General features: G+C 70.2%; 17 protein-coding genes. All 17 read left to right on the top strand.

From position 1 onward, the window contains the following. Positions 1–21 precede the first annotated feature (21 nt). The 17 genes from ACFHWE_RS06490 (at position 22) to ACFHWE_RS06410 (ending at position 16752) form a co-directional block, all read left to right on the top strand. Positions 22–1308: a homoserine dehydrogenase gene (locus ACFHWE_RS06490; RefSeq protein ID WP_416599694.1), complete on the top strand. Its 1287-nt coding sequence runs from the start codon at positions 22–24 to the stop codon at positions 1306–1308. Between the two features lie 155 nt (positions 1309–1463). Beyond that, positions 1464–2522 carry a threonine synthase gene (gene thrC, locus ACFHWE_RS06485; RefSeq protein ID WP_416599693.1) on the top strand — a complete coding sequence of 353 codons (1059 nt, stop codon included), beginning with the start codon at positions 1464–1466 and terminating at the stop codon, positions 2520–2522. Positions 2523–2560: 38 nt separating this feature from the next. After that, positions 2561–3520, top strand: coding sequence for a homoserine kinase (gene thrB, locus ACFHWE_RS06480; RefSeq protein WP_416599692.1), 960 nt, complete (start codon positions 2561–2563; stop codon positions 3518–3520). Positions 3521–3956: 436 nt separating this feature from the next. Next, positions 3957–5951, top strand: a complete 1995-nt coding sequence (gene rho / locus ACFHWE_RS06475; protein WP_416599691.1) for a transcription termination factor Rho — start codon at positions 3957–3959, stop codon at positions 5949–5951. 259 nt (positions 5952–6210) lie between these two features. Then, positions 6211–6420, top strand: coding sequence for a 50S ribosomal protein L31 (gene rpmE, locus ACFHWE_RS06470; protein WP_416599690.1), 210 nt, complete (start codon positions 6211–6213; stop codon positions 6418–6420). Between the two features lie 111 nt (positions 6421–6531). Beyond that, positions 6532–7602, top strand: coding sequence for a peptide chain release factor 1 (gene prfA / locus ACFHWE_RS06465; RefSeq protein WP_416599794.1), 1071 nt, complete (start codon positions 6532–6534; stop codon positions 7600–7602). A gap of 17 nt (positions 7603–7619) precedes the next feature. Further along, positions 7620–8483, top strand: coding sequence for a peptide chain release factor N(5)-glutamine methyltransferase (gene prmC / locus ACFHWE_RS06460; protein WP_416599689.1), 864 nt, complete (start codon positions 7620–7622; stop codon positions 8481–8483). 41 nt (positions 8484–8524) lie between these two features. Continuing rightward, positions 8525–9325, top strand: coding sequence for an L-threonylcarbamoyladenylate synthase (locus tag ACFHWE_RS06455; RefSeq protein ID WP_416599688.1), 801 nt, complete (start codon positions 8525–8527; stop codon positions 9323–9325). Positions 9326–9337: 12 nt separating this feature from the next. Then, a complete protein-coding gene (locus ACFHWE_RS06450) occupies positions 9338–10504 on the top strand; it encodes a glycosyltransferase family 4 protein (protein ID WP_416599687.1) in 1167 nt (388 codons plus the stop codon). Positions 10505–10728: 224 nt separating this feature from the next. Then, positions 10729–11169 carry a hypothetical protein gene (locus ACFHWE_RS06445; protein ID WP_416599686.1) on the top strand — a complete coding sequence of 147 codons (441 nt, stop codon included), beginning with the start codon at positions 10729–10731 and terminating at the stop codon, positions 11167–11169. A 60-nt stretch (positions 11170–11229) separates the two neighbouring features. Further along, the gene (locus tag ACFHWE_RS06440; protein WP_416599685.1) at positions 11230–11445 is read left to right on the top strand and encodes an AtpZ/AtpI family protein; all 216 of its coding nucleotides are present in this window, start codon (positions 11230–11232) and stop codon (positions 11443–11445) included. 93 nt (positions 11446–11538) lie between these two features. Beyond that, the gene (atpB, locus tag ACFHWE_RS06435) at positions 11539–12396 is read left to right on the top strand and encodes a F0F1 ATP synthase subunit A (protein ID WP_416599684.1); all 858 of its coding nucleotides are present in this window, start codon (positions 11539–11541) and stop codon (positions 12394–12396) included. Between the two features lie 110 nt (positions 12397–12506). After that, a complete protein-coding gene (gene atpE, locus ACFHWE_RS06430; RefSeq protein ID WP_416599683.1) occupies positions 12507–12716 on the top strand; it encodes an ATP synthase F0 subunit C in 210 nt (69 codons plus the stop codon). Between the two features lie 27 nt (positions 12717–12743). Then, a complete protein-coding gene (locus ACFHWE_RS06425; protein ID WP_036553669.1) occupies positions 12744–13292 on the top strand; it encodes a F0F1 ATP synthase subunit B in 549 nt (182 codons plus the stop codon). Next, positions 13292–14110 (top strand): F0F1 ATP synthase subunit delta, encoded by an 819-nt coding sequence (locus tag ACFHWE_RS06420; protein WP_416599682.1) that lies wholly within the window; start codon positions 13292–13294, stop codon positions 14108–14110. Before ACFHWE_RS06425 ends, ACFHWE_RS06420 begins: the two co-directional genes overlap by 1 nt. A 74-nt stretch (positions 14111–14184) precedes the next feature. Beyond that, the gene (atpA, locus tag ACFHWE_RS06415) at positions 14185–15825 is read left to right on the top strand and encodes a F0F1 ATP synthase subunit alpha (protein WP_416599681.1); all 1641 of its coding nucleotides are present in this window, start codon (positions 14185–14187) and stop codon (positions 15823–15825) included. Between the two features lie 3 nt (positions 15826–15828). After that, a complete protein-coding gene (locus tag ACFHWE_RS06410) occupies positions 15829–16752 on the top strand; it encodes a F0F1 ATP synthase subunit gamma (RefSeq protein WP_416599680.1) in 924 nt (307 codons plus the stop codon). Positions 16753–16754: the final 2 nt, after the last annotated feature.

Below are 16754 nucleotides of genomic sequence, written 5' to 3'. Positions count from 1 at the left end.
GAGAACTGGAGTCGGGCCCCAATGGCGATGAAGGTGGCGCTGCTCGGATGCGGCGTGGTGGGTGCGGAGGCCGTCCGCCTGATCGATGAGCAGTCCGATGAGCTGGCCGCGCGGCTGGGCACGCCGATCGAGGTCGGCGGGATCGCCGTGCGGCGGATGGACCGGGACCGCGGTGTCGATCCGGCGCTGCTGACCACCGACGCCATGTCCCTGGTGACCCGGCCCGACATCGACATCGTGGTGGAGGTGATCGGCGGGATCGAACCGGCCCGCTCGCTCATCCTCGCCGCGATCAAGGCCGGCAAGTCCGTGGTGACCGCGAACAAGGCGCTGCTGGCGGAGGACGGCCAGACGCTGCACGCCGCGGCCCGCGAGGCCGGGGTGGACCTGTACTACGAGGCCTCCGTGGCGGGGGCGATCCCGCTGCTGCGGCCGCTACGCGACTCGCTGGCGGGCGACCGCGTCAACCGGGTGCTGGGCATCGTCAACGGCACGACCAACTACGTCCTGGACCGCATGGACTCCCTGGGCTCGGGGTTCACCGAGTCCCTGGAGGAGGCCCAGGCGCTGGGGTACGCGGAGGCCGACCCCACCGCCGACGTGGAGGGCTTCGACGCCGCCGCGAAGGCGGCGATCCTGGCCCGACTGGCGTTCCACACGCAGCGCGTCACCGCGGCCGACGTGCACCGCGAGGGGATCACCTCGGTGTCGGCGGCCGACATCGCCAGCGCGCGCGACATGGGCTGTGTGGTCAAGCTCCTGGCGATCTGCCAGCGCTCGGAGGACGGGGCCTCGGTGGGGGTGCGCGTCCACCCGGTGATGCTGCCGGTCGAGCACCCGCTGGCCGGGGTCAAGGAGGCCTACAACGCGGTCTTCGTGGAGGCCGAGTCGGCCGGGCGGCTGATGTTCTACGGCGCCGGCGCGGGGGGCACCCCCACCGCGAGCGCGGTCCTGGGCGACGTGGTGGCCGTGGCGCGCAACCGCCTCGCGGGCACCTTCGTGGCCGAGGGGGCGCACGACACCGGCCTGCCCGTGCATGACATGGGTCACACCATCACCAGCTACCACGTCGCCCTGGACGTGGCCGACCGGCCCGGCGTGCTCTCGAAGGTGGCCGAGGTCTTCGCCGACCACGGGGTATCCATCAAGAACGTGCGCCAGGAGGGCAGCGGCGAGGACGCCCAGCTCGTGCTGGTCAGCCATCCGGCGCCGGACGCCGCGCTGAGCAGCACGGTCGAACGGCTGCGCGAGCACGAGCTGGTCCGCGAGGTCGCCAGCGTCATGCGTGTGGAGACCTTCGCCGACTGACCCGCCGCGGACGGCCGCCGCACCCCGAGTGCGGGCCCGTGATACGGCCGACCCCGGCCGGGGCCATAGACTCGTACCAGGTGGGGCGGTCGACCGCCCGCCCATCCGCGCGTCAAGCGAAATCGCATTCACCCGAAAAGGACACACTCGTGAGCATGGCACGGGCGTGGCGAGGGGTCGTCGAGGAGTACCGCGACCGCCTCCCCGTCAACGAGAACACCCCGGTCGTCACCCTCCAGGAGGGGGGAACCCCCCTGCTCCCGGCCACGCGCGTGTCCGAGTTGACGGGCTGCGAGGTCTTCCTCAAGGTCGAGGGGCTCAACCCCACGGGATCCTTCAAGGACCGGGGGATGACCATGGCCATCACCAAGGCGGCCGAGGACGGCGCAAAGGCCGTCATCTGCGCCTCCACCGGAAACACCAGCGCCAGCGCCGCCGCCTACGCCATCCGCGCGGGTATGGCCTGCGCGGTTCTGGTGCCCCAGGGCAAGATCGCCATGGGCAAGCTCGCCCAGGCGCTGGTGCACGGCGCCCGGCTGCTCCAGGTGGACGGCAACTTCGACGACTGCCTCGAACTCGCCCGCAAGCTCAGCGTCGACTACCCCGTCGCCCTGGTGAACTCGGTCAACCCGTACCGCCTCCAGGGGCAGAAGACCGCGGCCTTCGAGATCGTGGACGCCCTCGGCGACGCCCCCGACATCCACTGCGTCCCGGTGGGCAACGCGGGCAACATCACCGCCTACTGGATGGGCTACACCGAGTACGCCAAGGACGGGGTCTCCACCCGCTCCCCGCGCATGTTCGGCTTCCAGGCCAGCGGCGCGGCGCCGATCGTCGACGGTGCCCCCGTCACCGGGCCGAGCACGATCGCCACGGCCATCCGCATCGGGAACCCGGCCTCCTGGAAGTTCGCCGAGCAGGCCAGGGACGACTCCGGCGGCCTCATCGACAAGGTGACCGACCGCCAGATCATGGCCGCCTACCGGCTCCTGGCCGCGGAGGAGGGCGTGTTCGTCGAACTCGCCTCCGCCGCCAGCGTCGCCGGCCTCCTCCAGGCCGCCGAGGCCGGACTCGTGGAGCGCGGCAGCCGCGTGGTCTGCACCGTCACCGGCAACGGGCTCAAGGACCCGGACTGGGCCCTGGCCGGGGCCGCCGCGGCCACCACGGTCCCGGTCGACGCCCGCGCCGCGGCCCAGGCCCTGGATCTGGCCTGACCCCCGGGCACGGGACCCCCTGGACTAGGAAGACCGCCATGACCCCACAGCGCCCCTCGCGGGTGTCCGTCCGGGCACCCGCGACCAGCGCCAACCTCGGCCCGGGCTATGACGCCCTCGGGCTCGCGGTAGGGCTGTACAACCGGTTCGACGTCGCCGTGCGCGACGACGACCGGGTCCGTGTCGAGGTCACCGGGCAGGGCGCGGGGGAGGTGCCCCTCGACGGGCGCCACCTCGTCGTGCGCGCCCTGCGCGAGGCGTTCGAGCGCGCCGGGGAGCGGCCGCCCGGCCTCGACCTGTCGTGTGAGAACGGCGTGCCGCACGCCCGCGGCCTCGGATCGTCCTCCTCGGCGATCGTCGGTGGTGTGGCCGCGGCGGCCGCCCTGCTGGGGCGGACGGGGCCCGACGGCGGGCCGGACCGGGACTGGATCTACCGGATCGCCGCGGACGTCGAGGGCCACCCGGACAACGTGGCGCCCTGCGTGTACGGCGGCTACACCGTCGCCTACCGGGACTCCGAAGGGTGGGGGGCCCTCTCCCTCGCACCGGATCCGAGGATCCTCCCGGTGCTGTGCGTTCCCGGCTGGCGCCTGTCCACCGAACGCGCGCGGGGGCTGATCCCGGACACGGTCCCCCATGCCGACGCGGCCTTCGGCGCCGGACGCGCCGCTCTCATGACGGCGGCGGTGTGCGGACGTCCGGAGGCCCTGTACCCGGCGACGGAGGACCGGCTGCACCAGCCCTACCGGGAGCCCGCGATGCCCCGAACCCTGGACCTGGTCGGACGGCTGCGTGACGCGGGCCTGCCCGCCGTCGTCTCCGGTGCCGGACCCACGGTGCTCGTGTTCTGCACGGTGAAGGAGGGGCGTGCGGACACCGATTCACCGGAAATCATGTGGCACATTGATTTGATCCGCCGTAGCGCGGGTAATGATTGGGACGTACGCCCCTTGCAGATCGAGCCGGCGGGGGTGCGGACCCCATCTCCCCATTCGTAGCACCTGTGTTGAGGAATAGCCGTGGCCTCCGGTGATGTTAGGCTAGGTGAAGCACCAGGCGCCCCGCCCGCGGGGCGAGTGTTCATCCGCCACAGCGGCCTCCGCGAACTTTCGTTCCGGCCGTCGGTCTCACGACCGTCCGGAAGCGGTGGTCGGTGTGTCGATTCCGCGGATATCCCGCGACTGTGCCTACGTCACCGAAGCCAACCCCTCCCCGGATGAGCGGGTACCGCGGTTGACGGGCATCACCACCAAGCCATCCGTCCTGACGTCTGGCTGTACTCAGCCCGCCGCGATCGGGTGGGGGACCGTCGAGCCGTCGGTTTCCAACATCCACGTGGGGCACGCCCTACCCGGCCCTGCCGGTTCGCAACACCGGGCCGGCCGTCACAGCACCCGCTGACGGCCGAAGCCCGCTCCTTGGGAAGGACCCTTAGTGAGCGACACCACCGATCTCCACACGGACGCGGCGGTCGAAAGCGCAACCACCACCGGCGCCTCCGGAACGGAGGCCGACGGCTCGCCGCCTTCGGAGGCACCGGCGCCGTCGCGGTCCCGAGCGGCCGCGCGCGGGACCGGGCTCGCCGCCCAGAAGCTGCCCGAGCTGCAAAAGCTCGCGTCGAGCATGGGCATCACCGGCACGGGGCGCATGCGCAAGAGCGACGTGATCGCCGCGATCGAAGCGAAGCAGGGCGGCCCCGTCGAGGGGCCGGTGCGGGCCAAAACGGCGAAGAAAGCCGAAGCGGAGCCGACAACAGGTAAGGTCGGGTCCACCGGCGGTCCGGACCAGACCACGACCCCCGCGGGCTCGGACGCCGGTGACTCCGCACGGACGGGCGCGGGTGAGCGACCGTCGAACCAGGCCGTGGCCGAATCCCGGGGTGGCCGGGGCGACAAGCAGCCGGCCCAGAACCGCCGTTCGTCCCGCAAGCGCGGTGACGACTCCGGCGACCAGCCCCGATCGGTGGACGGCGCCGACCCTTCTACCTCCGCGAGCAGCGTGACCAAGACATCGAGTACCTCCCAGAAGAACGGCTCCGATAACTCTGAGGACCGTGATCACAGGTCCGGGCAGGGTCGAGAGCGCCAGCGCAACCGTCGCAACCGCAGCCGCGGTGGTGGCGGCGACGACCAGAACACGGGTGGCAGCGCCCAGCAGGGCGGTGGCGGCCAGAACCAGAACCAGGGCCGTGGCGGCGGTGGCGGTGACGACGACTTCGGCGGCGGCCGCCGCAGAGGCCGCCGCCGGGACCGCAGGGACCGCCGGGGCCGCGGCGGCGGCCAGGAGCAGGAGCCGGTGATCGGCGACGACGACGTCCTGCTGCCGGTCGCGGGCATCCTCGACATCCTGGACAACTACGCCTTCGTGCGGACCACCGGCTACCTGCCCGGTTCGAGCGACGTGTACGTCTCCCTCGCCCAGGTGCGCAAGCACGGGCTGCGCAAGGGCGACCACATCGTCGGCGCGGTCCGCCAGCCCAAGGACGGCGAGCGCAGGGAGAAGTTCAACGCCCTGGTGCGCCTGGACTCGGTCAACGGGATGTCCCCCGACCAGGCCAAGGGCCGTCAGGAGTTCTCCAAGCTGGTTCCGCTCTACCCCCAGGAGCGGCTGCGCCTGGAGACCGAGCCGAACGTGCTCACCACGCGCATCATCGACCTCGTCGCCCCCATCGGCAAGGGCCAGCGCGGGCTCATCGTCTCCCCGCCCAAGGCGGGCAAGACGATGGTGATGCAGGCGATCGCCAACGCGATCACCGAGAACAACCCCGAGTGCTACCTGATGGTGATCCTGGTCGACGAGCGGCCCGAGGAAGTCACCGACATGCAGCGCACGGTCAAGGGCGAGGTCATCCACTCCACCTTCGACCGCCCGGCCGAGGACCACACGGTCGTCGCCGACCTGGCGATCGAACGGGCCAAGCGCCTGGTGGAGATGGGCATGGACGTCGTCGTCCTCCTCGACTCGATCACCCGTCTGGGCCGCGCCTACAACCTGGCCGCCCCGGCCAGCGGGCGCATCATGTCCGGTGGTGTGGACTCCACCGCGCTGTACCCGCCCAAGCGCTTCTTCGGCGCCGCGCGCAACATCGAGGGCGGCGGATCGCTCACCATCCTGGCGACCGCGCTCGTGGAGACCGGTTCGCGCGCCGACGAGGTGATCTTCGAGGAGTTCAAGGGCACCGGCAACATGGAGCTCAAGCTCAGCCGGGGCCTGGCGGACAAGCGGATCTTCCCGGCGGTCGACGTGGACGCCTCCAGCACCCGTAAGGAGGAGATCCTGATGTCGGCCGAGGAGCTGAACATCGTCTGGAAGCTCCGCCGGGTGCTGCACGCCCTCGACACCCAGCAGGCCATCGAACTGCTCCTGGACAAGATGAAGGAGTCCAAGAGCAACGCCGAGTTCCTGCTCCAGGTGCAGAAGACCACCTGACACCGGGAGCCTGTCGTGTGAGCGCGTCCCCCCGCCCGCCCGGGCGGGGGGACGCGTGCTCTCCGAGTGGGGGCCCGGAACAGGACTGGTCCCGGCAGCGTTGTGAGTCTGGCAAACTGGTAGGGGAGCGGCCCGCCCGTCAGGCGACGGAGCCCGCCGCCCCACCACCTGGATCCACGCGGCACCGGTTCGCGCACGGCCCACTTCCGCATCCGCGGGCGGGTCTGCGTCCGGCGGCCGCCTTCGCGAGGAGAAGCACATGAAGGCCGACATCCACCCTGAGTACGTGCCGACCGAGGTGACCTGCACCTGCGGCGCCCAGTTCGTGACGCGGAGCACCATCACCTCGGGCAAGCTGCGCGCCGACGTGTGCTCCGCGTGCCACCCGTTCTACACCGGCAAGCAGAAGATCCTCGACACCGGTGGCCGGGTCGCCCGCTTCGAGAAGCGCTTCGGCAAGCGCAAGTAGCGCCGTCCGTCGCCCTGTGGTGCCGGCCCGCGCGGGCCGGCACCACAGGGGCGCATCGCGGACCAGGGCCGCAGGAGCGAGGCAACCGATCGAGACGGGGACGTGGCGCAAGTGAAGCTGGACGACCTTCTGGGGGAGTACTACGAGCTGGAACAGCAGCTCGCCGACCCCGAGGTGCACGCTGACCAGAACAGGGCGCGGACGCTCGGCAAGCGCTACTCGCAGCTCACCCCGATCATCGAGGCCTACCGCTCCCTCAAGGAGGTCGAGAGCGACATCGGCGCCGCCCGAGAGCTGGCCGCCGAGGACCCCGCCTTCGCCGAGGAGGCCGACCGCCTGGCACTGGACGCCGAGGCCCTCACCGAGCGGCTGCGCGTCCTGCTCATCCCCCGCGACGCCGCCGACGACAAGAACCTCATCATGGAGGTCAAGGCGGGGGAGGGCGGCGAGGAGTCGGCCCTGTTCGCCGGCGACCTCGTCCGGATGTACCTGCGCTACGCCGAGCGGCAGGGGTGGAAGACCGAGGTCATCAGCTCCACGCACTCGGACCTGGGCGGGTACAAGGACATCACCATCGCCTTCAAGAACAAGGGCACCCCCGAGCCCGGTGCGGGCGTGTGGCCGCTGCTCAAGTTCGAGGGCGGTGTGCACCGGGTCCAGCGGGTGCCCGTCACCGAGTCCCAGGGCCGGATCCACACCTCCGCCGCGGGCGTCCTGGTGGTCCCCGAGGCCGAGGAGATCGAGGTCGACATCCAGGAAAAGGACCTGCGGGTCGACGTCTACCGCTCCTCGGGGCCCGGCGGCCAGAGCGTCAACACCACCGACTCAGCGGTCCGCATCACCCACCTGCCGACCGGCATCGTGGCCTCCTGCCAGAACGAGAAGAGCCAGCTCCAGAACAAGGAGCAGGCCATGCGCATCCTGCGGGCCCGCATCTACGCCGAGGCCCAGGCCAGCGCAGACGCCGAGGCCGCAGCCGAGCGCAAGAGCCAAGTCCGCACCGTGGACCGCTCCGAGCGCGTGCGCACCTACAACTTCCCGGAGAACCGCATCTCCGACCACCGGGTCGGCTACAAGGCCTACAACCTGGACCAGGTCCTGGACGGCGAACTGGACGGGGTCGTCAAGGCCTTGGTGGACGCCGACACCGAGGAGAGGCTCGAAGCCGCGCAGTCGTCGTAAAGGACGCCCGACAAACGATGAACTTCCTACTCGACGAGGTGGCCCGCGCGACGCTGAGGCTCGCTGAGGCGGGTGTGGCGTCGCCCCGCGCGGACGCGGAGGAGCTCGCCGCGTCCGTGCACGGCGTCCGTCGGGGGGAGCTGCACACCGTGCGCGACGGCGACTTCGACGCCCGCTACTGGGAGTGCGTCGCCCGGCGCGAGGCACGCGAACCGCTCCAGCACATCACAGGCCGCGCCTACTTCCGCTACCTGGAACTCCAGGTCGGCCCGGGGGTGTTCATCCCCCGCCCGGAGACCGAGATCATGGTCGACTGGGCGATCCAGACCCTGCGGGCGATGGACGTCGCCGACCCGCTCGTCGTCGACCTGGGCACCGGATCGGGGGCGATCGCCATCTCCATCGCCCAGGAGGTGCCGCGCTCCCGGGTGCACACCGTCGAACTCGACCCCGTCGCCCTGGACTGGGCCCGGCGCAACATCGAGGCCAGCGGCCACTCCGGCCGGGTCACCCCCCACGCCGGCGACATGCGCACCGCGCTCCCCGAACTCGACGGCCGCGTCGACCTGCTGATCAGCAACCCGCCCTACGTGCCCATCCGCGAGGCGGCGGTGATCCCTCCCGAGGTGCGCGACTACGACCCGGCACCCGCGCTGTGGTCCGGCGACGACGGCCTCGACATGATCCGCTCGCTGGAGGCGGTCGGCCGCCGCCTGCTGCGCCCGGGCGGCGCGATGGCGGTCGAGCACCACGACGGCCAGGGGATCGACATCCCGTGGCTGTTCCCCGAGGACCTCGGATGGCGCGACGTCCTCAACCGCAAGGACATGGCCCGGCGCGACCGCTTCGTCGTCATGCGCCGCGCCGAACCGGACGACTGAACCGCTCCCACTGCCGAACGTTCGATGAGAGGTGAACGCTGGTGAGCCGCATCTACGACTGCGCGGACGAGACCGCCCGCAGGGACGGGATCGCCGACGCCGCGTCGGCGGTGCGCCGGGGCGATCTCGTGGTGCTCCCGACGGACACCGTCTACGGGATCGGTACCGACGCCTTCAGCCCCACCGCTGTCGCGGACCTGCTCGCTGCCAAGGGCCGCGGCCGGGAGAAGCCCCCTCCGGTCCTGGTCGGATCGGTGCGGGCCGCCATGGCGCTCATCGAGGACATGGGCAACTTCGGCCGGGACCTCATGGACGAGTTCTGGCCGGGGCCGCTCACCCTGGTGTGCACCGCCGCCCCCAGCCTCTCCTGGGACCTGGGCGACACCAAGGGCACCGTCGCGGTGCGCATGCCGATGGACCCGGTCGCCCTGGAGCTGCTCAAGGAGGTCGGTCCGATGGCGGTGAGCAGTGCCAACAGGACCGACCATCCCGCAGCCACGCGTGTGGACGAGGCGGTCGAGCAGCTCGGCGAGGAGGCCGTGGCCGTCTACCTCGACGGCGGTGAGTGCGAGGACCCGGTCCCCTCCACCATCGTGGACCTGACCTACACGGTGCCGCGCGTCCTGCGGCTGGGCGCGGTCTCGATGGACCGACTGCGCGGTGTGTGCGGCACGGTCATCGGCGAGATGCGCAAGGGTCGTCCCGTGTCGCAGGCCGGTGGCGCGGCTCCGGAGCCCGCACAGGAGCGGGAGGGGTCGGCGCCGCCGGAGGCGGAACGGTGGGAAGCGGGGCCCTCCGAGGAGGCGGAGCCGGCCCGGGACGGCGACCGCTCCGACAAGTAGAGGGGTCCGGCCGTGCGGGAGTACGCGCTCACCTTCGTCATCGCCGCGGCGGTGACCTATCTGCTCGTGCCGCTGGTGCGGCGCGCGGCGATCCGGTTCGGGGCCACGCCCCCCGTCCGCGACCGCGACGTGCACACCGAGCCCATCCCGCGCCTGGGCGGGCTGGCCATCTACGGCGGGTTCGCGGCGGCGCTGCTGATCTCCGCGCAGCTTCCCCACCTGCAGAACGTGTTCGTCGCCGACACCTGGCAGGGGCTGCTCCTGGCGGGCGGGCTCATCACGCTCATCGGCGTGATCGACGACCGCTGGGGGATGGACGCCCTCAGCAAGCTCGCGGGCCAGGTGGCCGCCGCGGGCATCCTCGTCTCCAACGGCGTGCAGCTCCTGTGGCTGCCGCTGCCGGGCACCCAGCTCTCGCTGGGGCCGTGGTTGGGGGCGATGATCTCCATCCTGCTCATCGTCGTCACGATCAACGCGGTGAACTTCGCCGACGGGCTGGACGGCCTGGCGGCGGGGATCGTGGCCATCTCGTCCCTGGCCTTCTTCGCCTACTACTACGTGGTGGCGGTGGAGGAGGGGTTCGTGCGCCAGTCCTATCCGGCGATGATCGCGATCATCCTGGCGGGCACGTGCGTGGGCTTCCTCTGTCACAACTTCCACCCGGCCCGGGTGTTCATGGGCGATACCGGGTCGATGCTGCTGGGCCTGCTGCTCACCTCGATCACCATCACGGTGACCGGCCAGTTCGACGCCAACACCGCACGCGAGGAGTTCAACTCCTCCGGCCTGGTGGTGTTCCTGCCGATCCTGCTGCCGCTGCTGGTGATCGCCCTGCCCCTGGCCGACCTGGTCCTGGCGGTGCTGCGGCGCACCCTGGCGGGCCGCTCGCCCTTCTCCCCTGACCGCGGTCACCTGCACCACCGGCTGCTGGACATGGGGCACAGCCACGTCCGCGCGGTCCTGCTCATGTACCTGTGGGCCGGGATCGTGGCGTTCGCCTCGGTGTCGCTGTCGATCTTCGGCTCGGCGGCGATGGTGTTGTCCATCACGGCCCTGGTCGCGGTGTGTGCGGTGGGTCTCATCGCCCTGCCCCGCCTGCGCCGCCGCGGGCTGCTCCCCTGGGGGTACGGAAGGGCCGCGAAGCGGTCCGGACATCACCATTCGGTATCCGATGAGTGAACCGGGCATCACGCGACGGTGCCCGCGTTCCGAAAAGCCGGCCGCAGGCCGGTACCGGTCGGACATGCGGTGGTGTGGTCGAGACGACAAAGCGCCGCGAAGCCGACCCCACGGGGCACTTCGCGGCGCGTTAAGGGTCCGTTAAGGAACCCCGGCATCCAGCACCGAAAACCTTGTGATAGCTTTCACGAGCAGGATCCCACCGAACCCCACGGAGCTTCGTCATGCAGGAACACGACGCCCGGATTCTCCGAGGCGCCGCGCTTCCGACGGCCGTCGTCGGCGTGGTCGCGTTGATCGTCGGCTTCGCTCTGGCCGGAACCCAGGGACTCTTCGGCGCACTCTTCGGGCTGACACTGGTCATCGGTGCGTTCGCCGCCTCGGCGTTCGTCATCTCCTGGACCGGCGGTCGGCGCCCGGAGCTGCTGCTGCCCGTGGCGTTCCTGGTCTACACGACCAAGCTCGGCATTCTGCTGGCCATCCTCCTCCTGTTCAAGGGCACCACGGCCCTGGACACGGACGTCTTCGGATGGACGGCGCTCGCCTGCGTCATCGTGTGGCTCGGGGCCCAGGCCGTGGCCGTCAAGCGGAGCAAGCAGCCGACCATCGTCCCCGAGGACGAGGCCGGCGAGACCGCCGTCGCGGCCACCGGTGAACACCGGTGAGCCCACGGATACGGGGCGGCGTGCGGACCCTGTCGACCTACTGCTATCTTCCGGAGCGAGATGAGAGAGAACCGCAGCGGCGGCGACACACAAGTGTCGAACGCCAACGGGACCACGCTCGTCTCGTATCTGCTGGGAGGCATGGCCTTCTGGGGCGGCATCGGCTGGGTCGCCGACCGGGCACTGGGGTTCTCCGCCCTGTTCCTGCCCGTGGGTCTGATCGTCGGTTTCGCCGGCGCCGTGTACCTCATCTACGCCCAGCACGTCCGGTCCTGACCGAACATCGAGGTGCGCCTGCCTGCGCTGAACGCGGGAGCGTACCGATCACAACCCTGAGGATTGAGTTGCGTCACGACGAAAGGGAACGCCGTGAGTGCTGACGTGAACGTCGTCGCGGCGTCCGAGCCAGGCTGCCACATTTTCAACGACTTCGGGTGCGGTTTCGAGGCCCCGGGGCCGAGCCTGTTCTTCCCCGAGCCGTGGGTCGATTTCGGACTCGCCGGGACCTACGGCCTGAGCAAGTACATCCTGCTGCTGGCCGTCGCCCTGCTCATCGCGGCGGGCTTCTGGTTCTTCACCACGCGCGGGGCCAAGGTCGTCCCGAGCCGGGGCCAGAGCATGGCCGAGATGCTGGTCGAGTTCCTGCGCGGCCAGGTTACCCGGAACGCCATCGGCAAGGAGGGGGACAAGTACCTTCCCCTGATGGTCGCCCTGTTCCTGTTCATCTTCTGCATGAACGTCATGGGACTCATCCCGGGTCTCCAACTGCCGGTCACCTCCCACCTGGCCTTCCCCGCGGTGCTGGCGATCTTCGTCTTCGTGCTGTGGAACGTCATCGGTATCCGCCGCCACGGTGTGGGCGGCCACTTCAAGGCCCGCCTGGTCCCCAGCGGCGTCCCCGGGTGGATCCTCCCGATCGTCGTACCGATCGAGGCTCTGTCGAACTTCGTCATCCGCCCGGCCACGCACATGATCCGTCTGTTCGCGACCATGTTCGCCGGGCACCTGCTGCTCGCACTGTTCGCGGCCGCCGGGTTCTACATGTTCAACCCCACCTCCCCGATGGGTCCGCTCTTCGGTGCCATCTCGGTGGGCTACTCCGGCCTCGCCCTGCTCGGCTTCCTGGTGTTCACGCTCTTCGAGCTGTTCATCATGGCGGTGCAGGCCTACGTCTTCGTCCTCCTGTCCTCCATCTACATCGGTGAGGCCCTGGAGGGCGCGCACTAGGAGCGCGGCCCCCGTGCCCGCTCCATAGCGCACCCCGTACCCCGTCCGGTTCGCATACGTCAGTCCGGCGTCAGCCATGATCGCCGGCGTGTAGTAAAGGGAAAATCAGCATGGACATCACCGGTAACCTCAACGCCATCGGTTACGGCCTCGCCGCGATCGGCCCCGGCATCGGCGTCGGTCTCGTCTTCGGTATGGGCGTCCAGGCGATCGCCCGCCAGCCCGAGGCCCGCGGCGTCCTCCAGGGCCAGATGATCTTCGGCTTCGCCGTCATCGAGGCCCTCGCCATCCTGGGCTTCGTCCTCGCCTTCGCGGTTTAAGCGACTCGGCAACTCAACGCGAAGGGGATGCCAACCGTGATTTTGGCAGCTGAAGAGTACAACGTCCTCAGCATCCACTGGGACGAGTTCGTTTTCGGTTCCATCGCCTTCCTGCTCATCCTCGGTGTCGTCTACAAGATGTGGCCGAGGCTGACGAAGGCGCTCGACGAGCGTGCCGACAAGATCGAGGGCGGCATCGCTCGCGCCGAGAAGGCCGAGGCGGAGGCGGCGGAGATCCGCCAGCAGTACAAGGAGAAGCTCGAGGAGGCGCACCGCGAGTACGCCCAGGAGCTGGAGAAGGCCAAGGAGCAGAAGGCGGCCATCATCGCCGAAGCTCGCGAGGAGGCCCAGGTCGAAGCGCGCCGGATCATCGACTCCGCGCACGCCCAGATCGAGGCCGACCGGCAGCAGGCCGTCGTCCAGCTCCGGGCGGAGATCGGTGCCCTGTCCACCGAGCTCGCCTCCCGCATCGTCGGTGAGACCCTCACCGACGGCGCCGCGCAGACCCGTGTGGTCGACCGGTTCCTGGAGGAGCTGGAGCGGTCCGAGGGTTCGACGCAGGCCGAGGTGCGCTGATGCGTGGTATCAGCCGCACCTCCCTGGCAGAGGTCACCCGGCGCCTGGACTCCAACGTCCTGGCGTCGGTGGACGCCCGCGGCGCCCTCGCGCTGGGCGGCGAGCTCTTCGAGGTCGTCGCCCTGCTCAGCGGCGAGCACTCGCTCCGCCGCTGGCTGGCGGACCAGTCCACCCCCGCCGAGAGCAAGACCGCGCTGGCCGGTCAGCTCCTGGAGCAGAGGGTGTCGCCGTCCGCGCTGATCGTGGTGGGCGACGTCCTCCAGCAGGACTGGTCCTCCGCCCGCGACATGGTGGACGCCCTGGAGCGCATGGGGGTCTACGCGACCCTGGCCTCCGTCGCGGGCGGCCGCCTGGACGGGGTCGAGGACGAGCTGTTCCGCTTCCAGCGGATCGTCGCCGCCCAGCCGCAGCTTCGCGCCGCGCTCACCCGTGAGGGCGTGCCGGCCGCCACGCTGCGCTCGCTGGTCGACGACCTGCTGTCGGGCAAGGTCGACCCCGCCACGTCGGTACTGGTCGGAGAGGCGGTCACCCGTCCCCGGGGACGTACTCTGGAACAGGCGCTCGACCACTTCGGCCAATTGGTCGCCGAGCGCGCCCAGCACTTCGTCGCCGTGGTCCGGGCCGCCCACCTCCCGAGCGAGGCCCAACAGGACCGCCTGCGGGCGGCGCTCAGCCGCAAGTACGGCCGCGACATCCACCTGAACATCGAAGTGGTCCCCGAGCTCATCGGCGGACTCTCCGTCCAGGTGGGCGACGAGGTCATCGACGACACGATCGCCGGGCGCATCGCTGAGGTCAAGCGCCGCCTGGCCGGCTGAGACACGCCGACAACGCAAGGCAAGCACGCACGGCGCCGGCCCGGCGCCATTTGAGAGCAAGGACATACGTAGAGATGGCGGAGCTGACGATCCGGCCGGATGAGATCCGGGACGCGCTGCAGCGCTTCGTCCAGTCGTACGAGCCTGACGCCACCCGCGCTGAAGAGGTCGGTACCGTCACCTACTCCGGTGACGGCATCGCCCGCGTCGGTGGCCTTCCCTCGGCGATGGCGAACGAGCTGCTGAAGTTCGAGGACGGCACGCTGGGCATGGCCCAGAACCTCGAGATCGGTGAGATCGGTGTCGTGGTGCTGGGCGACTTCTCCGGCATCGAGGAGGGGCAGAAGGTGCGCCGCACCGGCCAGCTCCTCTCGGTGCCGGTGGGCGACGACTTCCTCGGCCGTGTGGTGGACCCCCTGGGCGCCCCCATCGACGGCAAGGGCGAGATCGAGTCGACCGAGCGCCGCGAGCTGGAGCTGCAGGCCGCGACCGTGATGGAGCGCAAGCCCGTCCACGAGCCGCTGCAGACCGGTATCAAGGCGATCGACTCGATGACCCCGGTCGGCCGCGGCCAGCGCCAGTTGGTCATCGGCGACCGGCAGACCGGCAAGACCGCGGTCTGCGTCGACGCGATCATCAACCAGAAGGAGAACTGGGAGTCGGGCGACCCCGAGAAGCAGGTGCGCTGCATCTACGTCGCCATCGGCCAGAAGGGTTCGACCATCGCCAGTGTGCGGGGCGCCCTCGAAGAGGCCGGCGCGATGGAGTACACCACCATCGTCGCCGCCCCCGCCTCCGACTCGGCGGGCTTCAAGTACCTCGCCCCCTACACCGGTTCGGCCCTGGGCCAGCACTGGATGTACCAGGGCAAGCACGTGCTCGTCGTCTTCGACGACCTGACCAAGCAGGCCGAGGCCTACCGCGCCGTCTCCCTGCTGCTGCGCCGCCCGCCGGGCCGCGAGGCCTACCCGGGTGACGTCTTCTACCTGCACTCCCGCCTCCTGGAGCGCTGCGCCAAGCTCTCCGACGAGCTGGGCGCCGGTTCGATGACCGCTCTGCCGATCATCGAGACCAAGGCGGGCGACGTCTCGGCCTACATCCCCACCAACGTCATCTCCATCACCGACGGCCAGGTGTTCCTGGAGTCCGACCTGTTCAACCAGGGACAGCGTCCGGCCATCGACGTCGGTGTCTCGGTCTCCCGTGTCGGTGGCGCGGCCCAGACCAAGGCGATGAAGAAGGTCTCCGGTACGCTCCGGCTCGGCCTGGCCCAGTACCGCGAGCTGGAGGCGTTCTCCGCGTTCGGCTCCGACCTGGACGCCGTCTCCAAGCAGCAACTGGAGCGCGGTGCCCGTCTCATGGAGCTGCTCAAGCAGGGCCAGTACTCGCCCTTCTCCATGGAGAGGCAGGTCGTCTCCATCTGGATGGGCACGACCGGCCGTGTCGACGACGTGCCCACCGAGGACGTACGCCGCTTCGAGGGCGACTTCCTGGAGCACCTCGACCGCGAGCACGAGGGCCTGCTGAAGACGATCCGCGAGACCGGCAAGTTCGAGAAGGAGACCGAGGAGTCCCTCTCCGCGGCTCTGGACAAGTTCAAGTCGGGCTTCCAGACCTCCGCCGGCACCCTGCTCGGCACCGAGGCCGAGGCCGAGGCGCTGGCCAAGGACAAGGTCGGCCAGGAGACCATCAAGGTCGCCGAAGGCGGGAAGTAGCCCATGGGTGCACAGCTTCGCGTCTATCGCCGGAGGATCCGCTCGACGAAGTCGATGGCGAAGATCACCCGGGCGATGGAGCTCATCGCCACGACGCGCATCACCAAGGCGCAGCGGGCGTCTGAGGCTGCTGGGCCCTACGCGCGGGAGATCACGAGGGCCGTCGCGGCGCTGGCGGGACGGGTGGACAGCCACCCCCTGCTGGTCGACGCCGACCAGCCCAAGCGTGCGGCCATCCTGGTGATCACCAGTGACAAGGGCCTGGCGGGGGCCTTCTCGCCCAACGTCCTCAAGGAGGCGGAGTCCCTCGCGGCCCGCCTGCGCGAGGACGGGCGCGAGGAGATCGTCACCTACGTCGTGGGCCGCAAGGGCGTGGCCTTCTACCGGTTCCGCGATCGCGCGATCGAGGACCAGTGGGAGGGCATCACCGAGCGTCCCACCTACGCCGACGCCCAGGCCATCGCCGAGGTCCTCATGGAGAGGTTCGCCCAGGACACCTCCGAGGGCGGGGTCGACGAGATCCACGTGGTCTCCACCGAGTTCGTGTCCATGCTGACCCAGAGGGCGACCGCCACGCGGACGCTCCCGCTGTCGGTGTGGCCGGTTCCGCCGGAGGAGCTCGCGGCCGAGTACGGCGACGAGCCGCTGCCGCTGTACGAGTTCGAACCCTCGGCGGAGGAGGCGTTGGACCGGCTGCTGCCGCAGTACGTGACCAACCGCATCTACTTCGCTCTCCTGGAGTCCGCCGCGTCCCAGTGGGCGTCCCGTCGCGCGGCCATGAAGGCCGCCACCGACAACGCCGAGGACCTCGTCAAGACCCTGACCCGCCTGGCCAACCAGGCGCGTCAGGCCGAGATCACCAACGAGATCAGTGAGATTGTCGGCGGTGCCGACGCGCTCGCTGCTGCCAGCGCGGGAAGTGAGTAACA

It is taken from the genome of Nocardiopsis sp. LOL_012, assembly GCF_048060475.1.
Classification (GTDB): Bacteria; Actinomycetota; Actinomycetes; order Streptosporangiales; family Streptosporangiaceae; genus Nocardiopsis.
The sequence above is the reverse complement of the archived record's forward strand: the minus strand, read 5'-3'. Positions and strand labels throughout refer to the sequence as shown.